Genomic DNA, 17,059 nt, shown 5'->3' on the forward strand with positions numbered 1-17,059 from the left:
TGTCATCCCCGCAGGGGATCTGCTGTTGCACGTGCTCCGGGCAGGGACCTATATCGGCGGCGGCTCCTTGGGTTTCTTTCAGAACCGGTGATACACTAACTTTTAGGCTAAGGTGCAAATATCCTGAGCAGACGAGATCAACTCCCTGCTCCGCACCCATCCGAACATTTTCCGGACATGTCTCCGGGCTCAAGAGGTACCAAGCAGCTCCGATGGTTATTCTTCTCGTCATCATTCATGTTGTCGTCTGTCTCTTTCTCATTGGTGTCGTTCTCCTGCAGCAAGGCAAGTCCGCCGACCTCGCCGGAGCCTTCGGAGGCCAGGGTTCGCAGACCGCATTCGGTCCTCGCGGCGCAGCCAACCTCCTCACCAAGCTGACCACCTACTCGGCGATCGTCTTCATGCTCACCTCCATCGGCCTGACGATCCTGTTGTCCCGCGCTGGCGGAGACCACTCCGTCCTCTCCGGCACCGCGCACCCGACCCACCAGACGACGCCGGCGAAGAAGTAGTCCTTTCAGTCTTCCAAAATGCGCAGGCCACCGGCTTGCGCATTTTTCATTTCACCTTCGAAGATCAACTAACACACAGACAATCGTCGAAAGCGCCGAGCCCCTATACCTATGATCCACGAAATCCTCACCGTCGGTCCGCTGCAATGCAACTGCTCCATCCTTGGAGATGAGAACTCCCGCGAAGCCATCGTAGTTGACCCAGGCGATGACATTCCGCGCATCATCGCCGTCCTCGCCACCCACGGCCTCACCGTCAAAAAAATCATCATCACCCACGCCCACATCGACCACATCGCCGGAGCGCATCGCCTCAAGCAGCTCACCGGCGCTCCCATCCTCTACAACCAGCACGATCTCCCCCTGGTCAAAATGATGGACATTCAGGCCAGCTGGCTCGGCATCCCCAGCCCCACCGTCTCCGCCCCCGACGACACCCTCGAGGACGGCAAGCTCATCGCCGTTACCGGCCTCACCGGCTCCATCCTCCACACCCCCGGCCACACTGAAGGCAGCGTCTGTCTCCACATCCCCACCCAATCCCTCCTCCTCGCCGGAGACACGCTCTTCGCCGGCTCCGTCGGCCGCACCGACCTGCCCGGCGGCAACACCCGCAAGCTTCTCAGTTCGATCCATGAGCGTCTTCTTACCCTGCCAGACGACACGACGGTCATCCCCGGCCACGGCTCGCGAACCACCATCGGCACAGAACGCGATTCAAATCCATTCCTACAAGACTAATAAATAGAATTAGTTACACGCATAACAGAAAGCACAGCTTTAGACGCATCACATGAACTAGTAACTACCGTGGTTCAACCCTGTTACCGTTTTTATTCTCTGGATCCCTTCCCCAAACTCCCGCATCGGCCCCAATAAACTCACCACCACTCGACCAACTCCGGCGATCCCATAGAACGCCCCCGGATGCACGATCACCCCCGCCTCTCTCAGCAACCTCTCCGCCATATCCTCTTCAGCAAGCTTCTGCGGCAACCGCAGGATCGCACTCCACCCCGCCTCCACCCTCAGCACCTCAACTCCACACTCCACCACTGACCGCAAATTCCCCTTCACCCGATCCAGAATCTGCTCCTGGATCCGAAGCCGTCCCGCCAGCCAAACCGGCAACGCTCTCTGCATCGGAGCGTTCATCGACAGAAAGGTATCCGCCACCACCTCCAGCCGCCCCATCGCACGGCCTCTATCCCCTTCCGGCCCGACCCCCACGATCCAACCCACCTTCATCTGCGGCAACCCTGCGATCTTGCTCATCCCGCTCAACACAAACGTCAAAACCGGATGCGGCCCCACCGCAAAACTCCCCAGCCTCGCACCCTCCTCCAGCGGATAGTCCAGAAACACCTCATCAACGATCAATGCCAACCCACGCCGAACACATATCTCCTGAAGCTTCTTCCGCTCCTGTGTCCCCGTAGCGTGACCTGTCGGGTTGTTCGGATGCACTACAACAATCGCCTTCGTCCGCGGCCCAATCCTGCTCTCAAGCTCCGCAAAATCAATCCACCACCCATAGTCATAAAACAACGGATAGGGCTTCAGCAGCACATCTTCCAAATCCGCCAGAAAATCAAACAGCGGATAGCTAGGCTGCGCGACCAACACCTCATCACCCGCATCGCACAGCAGCCGAAACAGATATCCATACCCTTCGCTCGTACTGGTCGTCAGCACCACGCTATCCGGATCGACATCCGCGCCATGATCCCCGTAGTACCCCGCAACCGCCTCCCGCGCAAACCTCATCCCCCGAGGATCAGGATCGTACGTCATCGCGTCCCGGCTAGCCAAAGGCGCAAGAACTGCCTCAGCATCGTAATCAAACCCACTAACCGTAGGATTCGAAACCGTCAGGTCCACCAACTCCCGCCCCGCCGCCCGCGCCTCGCGAATCGCAGCGGCAAATGCACTCTCCCCCACATCCCAACCCGTCCGCGCAGAGAACCGATAGCTCACCCAATCATCCTAATGCGCAGCCGACTACGAAGCAGCAATACCTACCCTTCTACAAAGTCCAGACTCCCTTACAATTGCCCTTGATGCCTCCAATCAAAGCAGTCCTCTTCGACTACGGAATGGTCCTCTCCGGCCCACCCGACCCCACCGCCTGGGCCCGCATGCTCTCCCTCACCGGTCTCAGCGAAGAAATCCTCCACCGCGAGTACTGGGCACACCGTCACGCCTACGACCGCGGCGACCTCAACGCCGAGTCCTTCTGGCACACCGCCGCGTCAGGCGCCGGCATCGTCCTCACGCCCCAACAATTCGCCGACCTCGTCGCCGCCGACACCGACTACTGGTCCACCCTCAACCCGCCCATGCTCGCCTGGGTCAGCGAACTCCAACGCGCCGGCATCCCCACCGGCATCCTTTCCAACATGCCCGACGCCATGGAAGCTGGCCTCCGCGCCCGTCACGCCTGGATCGAATCCTTCGACCACCACATCTGGTCCCACGCCGTCAATCTCGCCAAGCCCGAGCTCGAAATCTACCTGCACGCCGCCCAGGGCCTTCAAACTCCTCCCGAAAACATCCTCTTCCTCGACGACAGATCCGAGAACATCGAAGCCGCCATCGCCGCCGGCATGCAGGCCATCCAGTACTCCACTCACCCAGCCTTCGAGCAGGAGATGCACGCCCGCGGACTCGACTACCTCCTACAACTTGAGCGGAATACGGCTTCCCAAAACGGGAAGCTATAGTACCTCGGTAACGCGTCTCCCCAATTCCTCCACCTCAACAGCTCCTGCGCAAGGAATATTTAAGGTCAGGCTGCACCAGCGTACTGCCCGCAGCTAACAAAACATGAAGACACCGCTCTCTCTCCGACGTACAGTTGCCGGTCTCTGCGGCTTCATCGCTCTCCTCCTGATCTCTTCCCTGGCCCTAGCTGCACAGACCACCGGCCCCCAACAACTCCTCTTCACCGGCCTGCTCGGCTCATCAAACCCAAATCCCTCGAACGCCCACTACGCACAGTTCAACGCCATCCAGTCCGACTCCTCCGGCAACCTCTACCTCCTGCTCGACCAGGGCGACGGGATCCGCCTCCTCAAAACCGACTCCTCCGCAACCAACGTCCTCGCCCAAACACACCTAGGTTCCAGCGGCGACATCGGCCTAGCCATGGCCACCGATCCCGCAGGCAATCTCTACATCACCGGCACCACCACCTCCGGCACCCTCACCACAACCTCCGGCGCAGCCTTTCCCAGCGCGGCCGATACATCTATCAACTCCTTCATCGGCAAGTTCGATCAAAACTTGAATCCGATCTTCCTCACCTACACCGGCAGCCCACGCACCGCCGCCTCCGCCATCGCCGCCACTTCCGACGCCGTCTTCGTCACCGGCAGCATTTTCGGCTCCACGCTTCCCGTCAGCCCCTCCGGCATCATCCAGTCCCCCGCCTCCGGCTCCCTGCAAAACGGCTTCGTAGAAAAATTCAACCCCACCGGAACCACCCTCCTCTACGCGACCTACCTCAGCGGCCAAAACGGCAACACCGCACCCGCCGCCATCGCAGCCGACCCCTCCGACAACGCCTACATCGCCGGCTACACCACCTCCACCGGCTACCCTACCCTCTCCGCCATCATTTCCGACATCCTCACCACCACCTCCGGCTTCCTCACCAAGCTCACCCCCGCAGGCGACGGAATAGTCTTCTCCACCTTCATCCCCGGCCCCGGCATCTCCTCCCTCGCCATCGACCCCGTCGCCCAGAACCTCCTCCTCACCGGCTCCATCGCCCCCGGCCAGTTCCCTATTGCCTCCGTCTCCTCTCCATTAGTCAACACGAACTACCAAACCCTCCTCCGTCTCTCCTTAGACGGCAGCACCCTCATAACCTCCGAACTTCTCGCCCCCGGCACACAATCCTCCGTCACCCCCGCACCCTCCGGCGCCGCCTGGGTCTCGGCAACAGGCAACAACCCCGCCTGGCTCCTCCCGCTTAACGCCCTCTCCACCATCGGCAACAGCTATGCCCTCCGCATCACGCAACAAAACACCATCGACCAAACCATCCGCCTCGGCGGAATCCCCACTACCAACCTTGCCTTCGCGAGCGCCCCCGTCACCCTCACCGGCCTCACCGTCGACGCGCTCGGCCAACCCACCTTCGCCGGCAGCGCCTCTCCCACCGCCAGCTCCAGCCTCCTCGCCACCGAAACCTACGACCTCCCGCTCCTCAACACGCCAACCACCGCACTCCCCTCACCCCTCCGCTCCGCCGCACTCACCACCGGCTCCTGCACCGGAAGCCTCTGCGCCGGTTCTGCCGCCTACCTCGCGAAGCTCAACCCCACCACCGCCGCGCCCAGCCTAGCTATCTCCACCGACGACTCCCCCAACCTGACCCTCCGCAACCTAGGCAGCCTAGCCGTAACCAACCTCCAACTCACAGCCACAAACTTCACCCTCGCCACCGACTGCCCCACCACGCTCGCTCCCGGAGCCGACTGCAGCATCGCCCTCACCAGTACCGGCAGCAACTCCGGCACGGTCACCGCCCAAGCCAGCAACGCCACCACGCAAACCGTCACGCTCCCCGCGACCACAGCCACACCAAACGCAATCGTCTTCTCCCCGCGCGAACTCGACTTCGGCATCCAAACCGCGACCAGCCCCATCGCCACACGAACCATCACAGTTACAAATCTCAGCAACGCCCCGCAAACCTTCCCCTCGCAACTCGGCAGCAACCAATCCACCCCCTACACCTTCGCCGAATCCTCCAGCGACTGCCTCGTCGTAACCGGCAACACCAAAACCCTCGCCGCCAACTCCACCTGCCACATCACCCTCAGCTTCACTCCCTCCAACTCCTCCGCCAGCGACGGCTTCGCCCAAATCCCGTGGACCATCGGCACCGACTCCGCCCTCCTCACCGCCTACTCCCAGGCCACCGACCTCAACCTCTCCGCCACCGAAATCGACTTCGGCACCCAATTCGGCACCGGCTCCGACGCCAGCCCCACACTGCTTCGCTACCTCTACCTCTCTAACAACTCCGCCAACGCCATCACCCACTCTGCAGTCACTCTCGCCGACCCGTTCACCCTCACCGATCACTGCCCCACCACGCTCGAACCCCACATCGTCTGCCAACTCGAAATCACCTACAAATCCCCCGTAGCCCCGTCAGCCGACTCCACCACCCTCACCCTCGACGAAGGCCTCACCGTCCTCATCACCGGCGCCACTCACCCCCAACCCACCGGCATCGGCCAGTCCGCCAACCCCAACCTCACCGTCACCCCCGCCACCATCAACTTCTCCAACGCCGTCCTCGTCACCAGCACATCCGGCACCACCCAAACCGTCACCATCAGCAACATCGGCGTCGTCCCCTTTCCACTCGCCCTCACCCTCACCGGCGACTTCACCGACGCGACCGACTGCACCGCCACCCTCGCCGGCAACGCAACCTGCACCGTCGTTCTCACCTTCGCGCCATCGCAACCAGGCACCCGCCAGGGCCTCCTCTCCGTCGCCGCCGGCAACTCCTCTCCGTCTTACGTGACCCTCAGCGGCACCGGCACCGCCATCGTCACCGCACCCAACAACACCCTCGCCTTCGGCAGCGTTCTCGTAGGCCAACCGTCAGTCCAGTGGTACAAGGTCAATTCCGCTTTCAGCACCCTCACGGCCACCACCTCCGCACCCGACTTCAGAGCCATCCTCGTAGAAGACATCGGCTTCGGCCACGGCCAGCCTCCAACCTCCGCCTTCCTCTCGACCTTCACCGGCTCCTGCACCAACTGCTGGCTAGGCGTGCAGTTCACCCCCTCCACCCCCGGCACTCAAACCGCCACCGTCACCCTCACCTCCTCCGCCTCCGGCACCCCGTCCCCACTCACCCTAACCGGCACAGGCGTAGCCCTCTCCGGCCTAATCCTTAGCCCCACCACGCAGGACTTCGGCACCGTCCCCGTCCACAGCACCAGCGCCCCCTCACTCTTCACCCTCACCAACCTCACTACCGCCACCGTCAACCTCACCGCCCCCATCTCCACCGGCGACTTCGCCCTCAGCAACGCCCCCACCGGAGGCTCCGCCTGCAGCGGCCCTCTCGCGCCCAACGCCTCTTGCTTCTTCAACGTCAACTTCTCCCCCACCGCCACCGGCGCACGCACCGCCACCCTCACCCTACAGGCCTCCACCGGCCCCATCACCGCCACCCTCACCGGCTTCGGCTCACCCGACCCCGGCCTCGCCCTCAACCCCACCGCTCTTATCTTCAATAACGTCCCCGGCCTCTCCTCCACGCAACAAAACATCATCCTCACCAGCACCGGCTCCGCCACTCTCCAGATCGCCACCCCCACCAACACCACCGCCAGCTTCACCTCCACCAGCAACTGCACCACCCTCGCCCCCGCCGCCATCTGCACCATCACCGTCAACTTCGTCCCCACCAACGCCAACGTCACCGACACCCTCCAGATCCCCGTAACCAGCTCAGCCACCGGCCCAACCACCTACTCGGTCCAGCTCAGCGGCGCCTACACCACCGAGAGCGCGGGCCTCCAGATCATCCCCAACCAGGCCAACTACGGCTCCGCCCCCACCAGCACCCTCGGCGGAACCCGCCAGTTCACCATCACCAACCTCACCGCCAAATCCCTCGCCCTCGACATCGCGCTCCCCCGCCAGTTCCTCCTCAACGGCCCCGCCTGCTCTGCCCTCGCCCCCAACGCCTCCTGCAACTTCGACATCACCTTCCTCCCCCTCACCAACGGCGACATCACCGGCACCCTCTTCGCCCAGGCCACCCCCACCGACGGCTCCGCCACCCTCAACGGCCTCGGCTTTGTCGAAGGCTTCGGCATCGGCTCCGCGACCCTCACCATCTCCGGCAACATCATCCCCGGGCAAACTGTCCTCGACTTCGGCCAGGTCTCCTCCGGCCAAAGCACCACCCAAACCGTCACCCTCACCAACACCGGCACAGCCTCACTCACCATCCGCCGCCTAACCAGCCAGTGGCCTTTCCTCATCGCCGCCACCAATTGCGTCAACACCCTGGCCCCCAACCAAAGCTGCGCCACCACCCTCGCCTACACTCCCATCAACCAAACTGCCACCACCCCCGGCCCCGCCACACCCGACTCCGGTACCCTCATCATCGAAAGCGACGCTCTCAGCGCCCCCGACCTCCTCACCCTCACCGGCCGCGCCGCCCCCATCACAGTATCCGCTCCCTCAAACGCCGCCCCGCTAGTCTCCTACGCGCTCTCGCAAAGCTCCCTCACCTTCGGCCCTACCCAGGTAGGCAACCTCACCGAAACCCAAACCGTCACCCTCTCCAACACCGGCACCACCACCCTGCACTTCCAACCCATCCACCTCATACCGGACTTCACCATCCAATCCACCTGCGCCACGCTCGTCCCCTCGCAGAGCTGCACCATCCTCATCGCCTTCTCCCCACAACCGGTCGCCACCAACACCACCACCAACCGCATCTCCGCCCTCGAAATCGTCTCCGACTCCAGCACCGCTCTCGAGTTCATCTCCCTCCTCGGCATCGCTACTCCATCCCCCATCACCGTCACACCCATCTCACTCAACTTCGGCTCCGTCCAACTCGGCAGCAGCGCCACCCTCCCCGTCCAGATCACCAACACCAGCGCCACCCCCGCCAGTAACTTCGCTCTCGCCGCCAGTCCGCCCTACACCGTAGCCAGCGCCTGCCCCACCATCGGAGGCACTCTCGCCGCCGCCACCAGCTGCACTGCCCAAGTGACTTTCACGCCCACCCAAACCGGCGCAAGCAGCGGCCTACTCAGTGTCCATACCTCCCTCACCGACGTGCCGATCATCGCCAACCTTCAAGGCATCGGCATCCAGTCCCATCTCCAAGCCGTCCCCACCACTCTCAACTTCGGCAGCATCGCCATCGGAGCCTCCGCGGCCCAAACCCTCACCCTCACCAACACCGGCACCGGCCCCCTCACCAACGTCGCCCTCACCGTCACCGGCGACTACGCCATCACCGTCCCCTGCACCTCCACCACGATTGCCCCCGGCAACAGCTGCAAGCTCACCGTCACCTTCGCTCCCACCGCCCTCGGCCCACGCAACGGCACCATCACCTCCACCGACCCCAACACCGGCCTCCAAAACCTCAACATCCCCCTCACCGGGACTGGCGTCCCCAACGGCACCTTCACCCTCACCGTCAACGGAGGCCCCTCCGCCACCCTCACCATCCCCAGCGAGCAAGCCGCCGACTACGCCCTCACGCTCACCCCGCAATCCAATTACAGCGGTACCGTCATCCTCAACTGCACCCCCGTCACCCCCGGCCCCTACGCCGCCTGCTCGCTTCTCCCCTCCAGCATCAATCTCAACGGCGCAGCACAAAACTCCATCGCAAACATCAACACCGTAGCCGACGTCCCACCCACCACCTCCCAAAACACTCACGCCACGCGCAACCGCACCCTCCTCTGCCTCCTGCCCCTCTCGTTCCTCTTCTTCAGAAAATCAAAATCAAGCAGCCCGCAAAAACCCCACCCCACCCGCCTGCTCTTATTCGCAATCCTCCTCACCCTACCCGCGCTCTGGATCTCCGGCTGCGGCCGAGGGGGCACCGATCCCAACCTCCGCTTCACCCCACCGGGCACCTATCAATACCAGGTCACCGCCACCTCCACCACCGGTGTCGAACTCACCCAAACCGTCACCCTCAACCTCGTCGTCACAGCCCAATAACGCACCGAGGCGCCTGCTTCTAATCTTGAAGCAGACGCCCGCGATGAACCTTCTAACAACCTAGTTGAACGACTTCCTCAAAGTAGCGACCGACACATGTGGCCATCCAATCGGCACCACAGTAGGCAGAGCCTTCAGAATCGGAAAGCCCAAAATCACGTTCTGCACATATTGAAGTTGCATGAAGCTTCCATGCTGCGGATGCTTCACCTTCTCAATCCAGAACGTTGCATAGACTAGCGCCGTATCTGCGTTCGGCCCCTTCGCCCCAGTCGGTTCGCCGCCCTCCAGAAACAAAATATTCTCTGCTCCGCCCGCGCCATTCGCAACATTCACCACCACCGTAGGCGGCAGCGGAACTGCTGTAGGACTGCTATTCGCATTCTGGAAGAATGTAATCTTTGCCTGCGTCGCGATGTTGAGAGCCGTTCCTTCGAACGTGTATCCCTTCTTCACCTGGTCATCGATCTTCGCCTGCAGCAAACGAATTGGATCGTTGACCACATCCTGCATCGCCACCCCATCGATATTCGCCGGCAAAGGAGGCTCCGTCGTGCCAAAGGGTGTACGCGGATTTGTTGCACTGTCAGCAATCGCAAGGTTGTATTCATCGAACCGCGGAGGAACCGGCACCGTCAACAGCTCTGACGAGCCATCAGCATTCAGGATAGGAACCCCTGGTGCAGGCGGCACAGGAAAAGGTGTGCTGTTGAAAGAGGGGAAAGCCGAAAACGCATACGTAGCCGACGAGCTCTTCAAGGTCGGCGGTCCATTGAATGCCGTTGCGACACCCTGCGCCAAAAGCGAATTTCCATGCGGAATATTTCCCATTCGCGCCACGATCTGCGTTCCCGCCGGCGAAGTCTCCGGTGGATAAGTCGTCGCTGGCTGCGTTACCCATATCCCCGGCTCGATATGCAACGCGCCTCCATGATGCGCATCGCTTATCTTCTGCAGATACGTCAGCCCAAACAGTTCAATATCATCCTGTCCAAAGCCACGATTAGGAATCGAAGATCCGATCGGCTCAATCACAAGACTCTCATGCGTCTGATTGAGTTGAAGGTAAAGGTTTTCGTTTCCCTCAAAGTTCGGACGCGCAATAAGGTTGAAGCCGCTACCGCGCCATGTTCCGGCGAGGTCTGCGATAAGCCCAAGATTCTTCAGGACTGTCGCGTTATCAGGGGCAATTCGTACGGAAGATATTCTCTCAAACTGCATAGTGTCTCCTCGTGACCTTGATCAAGGTCAGCACGTTGAAATCTCGAACTGTTCAGGGCCTGGCGACTTGCGTCCGTTGAACGGACACAGGAGAGATTCGGTCGAAGACCGAAGGAGTCACAACATAATGGTGATCAGCACTTACACTTCGTTACTCGTTTTTACCTGACAACCACGGGGCTCCTAACTTCATCACGCAGCATCACGTCATCTTGCGAACGCAGCTTCGGCGCGCCCTCCGCCACCAGCAACACCGCCCCCGCATACAGCAACGTATCCCAAACGTAGTTCGCCCCCTCCAACCCCGCAGGCACCCCAGAAGCCATCAGAAAAATCGGCAGATAAAGAAACAGCGTAAGCAGCGTCATCACCAGACCCACCGTCGTAGCCCCATCACGGCAATATCTGCGAGTCAGTATCGCCACCCCGCCACCAATACAAACCACCCCCGTCAAAAACGCCCACACATGAGGCCCCGGCACCCACGACGGCGTCAACTTGCCCAAAGGCACCCCCGGCGCAAACTGCGGAAACAGTATCAGCTCCACGCCATACACCATCAGCACAACACCAAAAACCACGCGCCCAATCCACACCGCTACATTCTCACCGCGATCCCGCGCCCCACTCCACAAATACCCCGCAAGCGCCAGTGCTCCTGCACCAAAACTAAGATCCCGCAGCGCCACATTCCACACGATTCTGTCGTGCCCCTTCACCGCATTCGGCACATGGAGCATCACCACAAACAGAAAAAACATGATCGCAAGCAGCGTCGCAGTCAAACGAACGCGTATCCCAAGCGCCAGACTAAAAGCCGCAGCAATCAACGCAATGGCCACGAAATATACCCAGAACAAACGCGCCGGCATAAACACCGGAACAGCCCCAATGATCACCTTGCCGAGCACCAGATGCTCCACGCCAAATGCCGCCAACGGCGCCGCAAACAGCACCCTTCCCACCGCAACAAGTTTGTCCGGCCCCGCCGCCGCCTGCAACTCTCTTCTCGCAGCAACAAACCCGATCACAAGAACGATCACTCCCGCAGCGCAAATCCAGATATTAGTACTCGGCGGCACAAACACCTCTTCCTAATCAAACTTTCTGACGCGCTATCGAATCTTCTTCCAAAGCAGATCTTCGTTATTCCTGCGGTCGATCATCATGTCTACATGCCCCGCCGCATCACGATGAAACAGCCGCCGCCCCTCCACTCCCGCACGAAAAAACAGATCCGGAGACTCCGGCAGAAGCTGATACGGCTTCCCCAAGTTGCGCTCCGCATACAACTCACCCCCCTGCCGAGTCACCGTGACCACATTCCCGGGAGCCAACTCATACGCACCCACATAGTCGTTCAACAGCGCCTCCCGAACCTCTCCCACCGCCGGATCTTCGTAGTACCGCAACGTCTGGCTCGCAACTATCTGCCACGCCTGATTCCGATACAACCACGTATCCGTCGAATGATACCGGGCATGCAGCTCCCGTCCAAACACCGTCTCCACCTCATCGCAGTCGTAACTCAAAATCGCAACGTTAGCCGCAAGAAGCGACTTCGGATGCACCACCCGAATCGTCCCGCTGTAGCCCGCAGGCAACGGCTGCAGATCTTCCATCAGTGCTGCCTTGTCCATCGCCCTGCCCTTCTCATCGAAGAACATCGCATCGTCCGCGACATACTTCTTCCAGGGCGCCTGATTACCGGGCCCAACCGCATCGTAAAGCTCTTGTGTCCGCTGAACTAGGTCCACCTCAGTAATCTTCGGTATATCCACTCCACGCGCTACCGGACACACGAAGACCGCCACCACCAACGAAGCAACCAAACCTGGCTTCATCTCACTCTCCTTTAGACAACACCTTCCCGACGTTCTGCACAAGTAGGTACGCCGCCCAAAACGGTGCCCAGCTAAGCCAGACAGTCACCCTCTGCCTCGTCGTCACAGCTCACTGACCCGCAGACAAACCATATCGTTTCATTGCACTCTGTCGGACAGACCACATAGGAGTACTCTAAAGAAGCCCCCGAGCGCAAACTTCAGCTCTTCGCGGACTCCTGGAAGGAAGAACGATGGCCCCCGCGAAGCTCTTATTAGTCGACGACGACGAGACAATACTCCTTACCCTCGACATCATTCTAAGAAAACACGGCTTTGACGTGACGGTTGCTGCAACGGTAACGGAAGCTCTCAAGCGCATCAGCTCCGAGGTCTTCGACGTCCTTCTCAGCGATCTTCACATGCCCGGTGCGGGAGACGGCCTCACCGTCGTCAGCGCTATGCGTCATGCCAACCCAAAAGCTGTCACCATACTGCTAAGTTCGTTTCCCCACATGGACGCAGCGGCGCAGGCGATCCTGCTCCAGACTGATGAAATTCTAGTCAAGCCGATGGACGTAAACATGCTGGTGGATGCCATCAAACAGCGGCTCGCTGTCGGCCCGACTCGTACCCGCCTGGTGGAGAGTGTCGCCACCATTCTCGAACGTTCCACCGAAAGCACCATCAGAGACTGGTACGAACTTGTCGAAAAGGAAGAGTCGTTGATGGCAATTCCAATGACATTCCAACTACGCTCCGGCCATCTGGTTCAAGTCTTCCAGGATCTCGTCCTGCGTCTTCGCTCTTTAAAAACTCTTGGCACCAAAGAGATGCTCTCGGCTACTGCCAAAGAGCACGGTACCGCCCGCCGCAAACAAGGCTATACCGCTGCCATGATGGTCGAGGAGTCGCGCATCCTCCAGGTCAGCGTCTTCAACACCCTGCAGAAAAACCTCGCGAACATTGACTTCAGCGTAGTGCTGATCGGAGTCATGACAATCGCCGACGAGATCGATTCACAACTGGGTCAGGCAATGAAGAGTTATTTGGCGGAGTCGATCGTCGATGCGCTTCCCGCATAGATCTTTGCGTCGCCCCCTTCGATCGTACTAGCGGAAGCAGATCTCACTGCCCGTAAAGCCGATACCGAATCCAGTACGTCCCATTACTCCAATCGATCCGGGTCCCATCCCTGCTTATCGTCCCCGTGATCCTGGTTCCCTGCCAGTTCGTCGTCACACTCCACTTGCCGTTGAATGATCCAGTAGCTCTGTCTCCAACCTCGTTCTGCAGAGTCAGATTTCCCCGCCGCTGCTGAATCGAGCACTGCAGCGATCGATTCCCATTCGGATACCAGTTCCCATTCAAATTTGGCGTTCGATACCCACCTCCCCCACCACCGCCACCGCCGTAGCACCGGGCCCAGAACGTCCCATTCGACCAGTTAATCCGCCGCCCATCTCCACTCAACGTCCCCGTCACAAACTGCCACTCCGGGGCGACGATCTGGTTGTTCCCTTGCATATTCCCAATCGACGTACTTCCACTCTCATTCGTCAGGTTCAGCATCGGTCCATTGCTGCTGATCGAAGCCTGCTTCGAAGGATCTCCCTGCGCGCACCAAGCCCCCAGAAACCCCGCCGATCCCTGTTGATTATTTCTTCGCTCCTGATCCTGCTGTTGCTGTCTCTGCTGCGGCATATCCGGCGGCGGTCCCTGCGGAACCTGCGAGTCAGGCATCGTCGGCATGCTCGGCATCGGCGGTCCTTGCGGAATCTGGGGCACCTGCGGCGGCGCAGGCATTAGCTGAGCCATCCCGGCTACAGAAAAGACAAAGCCACTCAACAGCGCAAGCAAAGTTGCTCTCTCAAAGCGAACCAAACTCATCACGGCTCTCCTCCTTACAAGAAAGCGAAGCCATTATCCTCCCGAACCGTCGCTCAGGAAAAGAACACTTCAGGAAAAGAGTTCTTCAGTTGTCAGTGAGCTTTACTCCGCCGTCTCCACGCGAAGTTCTTCGTCAGCCGCCTGCTGCCGCCGATTCGCCGCAGTCCTCGGCAGCGAAAGCAACCTCGCCGCCAACACAGACAGCCGCTGAATAGGTTCCGCCAGCTCCCCCGCCAGCGTCTTCGCATCACCGTCGATACCACCCGCACCCGCCAGATACACAATATTCGTAATGCTCTGCAAGGGATTGTTGATCCGGTGAGCCAGCTCATTCGCCATTCCCGCAGCCGCCGCATGGATGGCCTGCTCCATCAGCTGTTTCTGCTGCCGTTGTTGCCTCACACCCATCGCCACAAAGTCCGCCAGCATCTGCATCATCCGCACGTCGTTCCCGTCGAACGCCTCATCCCGCCCATGCGCCATAACAAAGATCGTGCCGCGAGTCTCCCCCTCATCCCATGGAAGCAAAATCCCATCGGTCACCTCAAGTGCTTCGACCCCTAGCAGATCGAAGAAAGGCTTCGTCACGCGAAACAGCTGTGGCCGCCCTCGCTCCAGGCAAACTCCGCACGCACTCGGCGAACGCGGAAGCACAGCATTCAGAAATCCCGAGTACGCCCCCGCAGTAGCGACCCATTCGTAAAAATCCGTATCGGTCCTATTCTCCCGTTCGATACTGATGCCCGCACTGTCCGCGCCGCACAACTCCACCGCCGCATTCACCAACTCCTGCAAAATCGTATCCGGTTTGTTGATAAAGGCACGCGCTACCCGACGCATCCCTTCCATCTGGGTCACAACGTCGCGCTCATGCAGATGCCTCTCCGCAAACGAAACATCCTCAAGAAGGTCGATCACCTCGAGGCCCGTATCCACCGTAATCGAATCGACCGCTCCCATGTAGAACCCCTACGCCATCCCGGCCAAACTACCTGCGCGGTTCAATCCTTTGAAGAATCGAAGTCACGTCAACTCCGACCCTCGTCAGGCCTGAACTATCAATCATACTGTTCGGGGAGTGGTACAGATCATAGTCCACGCCACAAAAAAAAGCTCAATAAATCTCTCTCAAACGTGGCGTATTTCCAGAACCCAAAAATCGCGCGGCTTAATCACCACCCCAGCCACACATCCCACCACATCTTCACCACAAAAACACCACCTCAAAACGAGCATTTCTCCAAAACACCCCCTGAAAAGACGCCACAAACCGCAGTTCTCCCCAACCCCACCACGCCAGTATTTTTTTCTTAAAAATTTACCGCCGAACCGCCCCAATCGAAACCGGAACCTGCTCCACAATCTCAATCCCAAACCCCTGCAACGCCGGCACATGCGTCGGAGTATTCGTCAGCAGCCGAATCTTATGAATCCCCAAATCAGACAGAATCTGCCCGCCCAGACCCACCTGCCGCAGTGTCCTGTGCGCCCGATCATCACTGCCCTCCCGCGCCCGCTGCTCCCTATGCAAAACAATCCGCGCCGGCGTCACAGCCTTATCCACGCCAAAACCCGCGCTCCCGTTGTGCAGATACACCAGCGCTCCCTTGCCCGCATCCGCAATCATCTTCAACGACTCGTCCACCACCGCCTTGCAATCACACAGCGTCGTAGAAAAAACATCGCCTGCCAGGCAGTGTGTATGCACCCTCACCGTCACCGGCTCCTCACCGCTCACATCCCCATACACCAACGCAACATGCGACTCCCCACCATCCACCTCGCTCTCATAAGCGATCATCCGAAACTCACCATGTGCCGTAGGCATCAGCGACTCGGCCACGCGATGAATGTATCGCTCATGCTGCAACCGGTAGCGAATCAGGTCCGCCACCGTCACCATCAGCAGCCCATGCTCCGCGCAGAACTTCACCAGATCCGGCACCCGCGCCATCGTCCCATCGTCGTTCATGATCTCGCAGATCACACCAGCGGTCACCAGCCCCGCCATCCGCGCCAGATCCACTGAAGCCTCTGTCTGCCCCGCCCTCACCAGAACGCCACCCTTACGCGCACGCAGCGGAAACACATGTCCCGGCCGCGCCAGATCATGTGCCGTCGAACGCGGATCAATGGCAACCTTGATCGTGTGCGCTCTGTCCGCCGCCGAAATTCCCGTCGTCACACCCTCCCGCGCCTCAATGCTCTCCGTGAACGCCGTCCCGAACCGCGACGTGTTCTCCTGTGTCATCGGCCCCAGCCGCAGATAGTCCGCACGCTCTTCAGTCAACGTCAGACAGATCAACCCACGACCATACTTCGCCATGAAGTTGATCGCCTCCGGCGTAACAAACTCTGCTGCCAGCGTCAGGTCACCCTCATTCTCGCGGTCTTCGTCATCGACGACCACCAACATCCGCCCCGCCTTGAACTCCGCTACAGCCTCTGCCACGTCAGCAAACATAGTCCCGCCTTCCCAACTGCATCTCTTTCGACGCATCCCATCTTACGTCCGACGCAAAAAAGAAACGCTGCCCACAACGGGCAGCGTTCTCTTTTTACAAGCGAATTACAAAATCGAAACCAAACACTTACAGCGTGGACTCGATCTCGAATCCCCACGCCTCTAAAAGAGCCTCGGGAATGTACTTCGAATTCTTGTTTCTACGGGCCCACTCACGGAGCCGAGTCGAACGAATGTACTGATCGGGTGTGAGCTTGAACTCCTTCACAACCTGCTCGAACGATGTTACCGTCGGAACAACCGGCCCTATCGGCTCAGGCTTGCCCCAGTTGGGATTTCCACGACGCTTTGCCATGTTTTTCTCAGTACCTCTTCAATTTGAATTCCGCACTTCGCGTTTTACT

At 59.9% G+C, this 17,059-nt stretch carries 13 protein-coding genes; 5 read left to right on the plus strand and 8 right to left on the minus strand.

What is annotated here, in order from left to right; all coding sequences use genetic code 11:
* The first annotated feature begins 212 nt into the window (after positions 1-212).
* On the plus strand, positions 213-512 hold the full coding sequence (gene secG / locus HDF14_RS21615) for a preprotein translocase subunit SecG (RefSeq protein WP_183980833.1): 300 nt from the start codon (positions 213-215) through the stop codon (positions 510-512).
* 111 nt (positions 513-623) lie between these two features.
* Positions 624-1,253, plus strand: a complete 630-nt coding sequence (locus HDF14_RS21620; protein ID WP_183980834.1) for an MBL fold metallo-hydrolase — start codon at positions 624-626, stop codon at positions 1,251-1,253.
* A gap of 57 nt (positions 1,254-1,310) precedes the next feature.
* On the opposite strand, the gene HDF14_RS21625 is transcribed toward HDF14_RS21620, so the two are convergent.
* Positions 1,311-2,489, minus strand: coding sequence for a pyridoxal phosphate-dependent aminotransferase (locus tag HDF14_RS21625; RefSeq protein WP_183980835.1), 1,179 nt, complete (start codon positions 2,487-2,489; stop codon positions 1,311-1,313).
* Between the two features lie 83 nt (positions 2,490-2,572).
* Here HDF14_RS21625 and HDF14_RS21630 point away from each other — a divergent pair, with 83 nt between their 5' ends.
* On the plus strand, positions 2,573-3,235 hold the full coding sequence (locus tag HDF14_RS21630) for an HAD family hydrolase (RefSeq protein ID WP_183980836.1): 663 nt from the start codon (positions 2,573-2,575) through the stop codon (positions 3,233-3,235).
* 103 nt (positions 3,236-3,338) lie between these two features.
* Entirely contained in the window at positions 3,339-9,257 is a 5,919-nt protein-coding gene (locus HDF14_RS21635; protein WP_183980837.1) for a choice-of-anchor D domain-containing protein, read from the plus strand.
* Between the two features lie 60 nt (positions 9,258-9,317).
* On the opposite strand, the gene HDF14_RS21640 is transcribed toward HDF14_RS21635, so the two are convergent.
* The 3 genes from HDF14_RS21640 to HDF14_RS21650 all read right to left on the minus strand — a co-directional run bounded on the left by HDF14_RS21640 (position 9,318) and on the right by HDF14_RS21650 (position 12,322).
* Positions 9,318-10,478 carry a heme-binding protein gene (locus tag HDF14_RS21640; RefSeq protein ID WP_183980838.1) on the minus strand — a complete coding sequence of 387 codons (1,161 nt, stop codon included), beginning with the start codon at positions 10,476-10,478 and terminating at the stop codon, positions 9,318-9,320.
* 161 nt (positions 10,479-10,639) lie between these two features.
* Complete coding sequence (locus tag HDF14_RS21645) at positions 10,640-11,560, minus strand: hypothetical protein (protein WP_183980839.1); 921 nt, start codon at positions 11,558-11,560, stop codon at positions 10,640-10,642.
* Positions 11,561-11,593: 33 nt separating this feature from the next.
* The gene (locus HDF14_RS21650) at positions 11,594-12,322 is read right to left on the minus strand and encodes a DUF4440 domain-containing protein (RefSeq protein ID WP_183980840.1); all 729 of its coding nucleotides are present in this window, start codon (positions 12,320-12,322) and stop codon (positions 11,594-11,596) included.
* 233 nt (positions 12,323-12,555) lie between these two features.
* On the opposite strand from HDF14_RS21650, the gene HDF14_RS21655 reads away from it, so the two are divergent.
* Positions 12,556-13,386: a response regulator gene (locus HDF14_RS21655; protein ID WP_183980841.1), complete on the plus strand. Its 831-nt coding sequence runs from the start codon at positions 12,556-12,558 to the stop codon at positions 13,384-13,386.
* A 43-nt stretch (positions 13,387-13,429) separates the two neighbouring features.
* Here HDF14_RS21655 and HDF14_RS21660 read toward each other — a convergent pair whose 3' ends face one another.
* The 4 genes from HDF14_RS21660 to HDF14_RS21675 form a co-directional block, all read right to left on the minus strand.
* On the minus strand, positions 13,430-14,191 hold the full coding sequence (locus tag HDF14_RS21660; protein ID WP_183980842.1) for a hypothetical protein: 762 nt from the start codon (positions 14,189-14,191) through the stop codon (positions 13,430-13,432).
* A 102-nt stretch (positions 14,192-14,293) separates the two neighbouring features.
* Positions 14,294-15,151, minus strand: coding sequence for a GAF domain-containing protein (locus HDF14_RS21665; protein WP_183980843.1), 858 nt, complete (start codon positions 15,149-15,151; stop codon positions 14,294-14,296).
* Positions 15,152-15,509: 358 nt separating this feature from the next.
* Positions 15,510-16,655, minus strand: a complete 1,146-nt coding sequence (ribB, locus tag HDF14_RS21670) for a 3,4-dihydroxy-2-butanone-4-phosphate synthase (protein ID WP_183980844.1) — start codon at positions 16,653-16,655, stop codon at positions 15,510-15,512.
* 127 nt (positions 16,656-16,782) lie between these two features.
* Complete coding sequence (locus HDF14_RS21675; protein ID WP_020713518.1) at positions 16,783-17,010, minus strand: hypothetical protein; 228 nt, start codon at positions 17,008-17,010, stop codon at positions 16,783-16,785.
* Positions 17,011-17,059: the final 49 nt, after the last annotated feature.

It is taken from the genome of Tunturiibacter gelidiferens (genome assembly GCF_014201335.1).
Taxonomy (GTDB): domain Bacteria; phylum Acidobacteriota; class Terriglobia; order Terriglobales; family Acidobacteriaceae; genus Edaphobacter; species Edaphobacter lichenicola_E.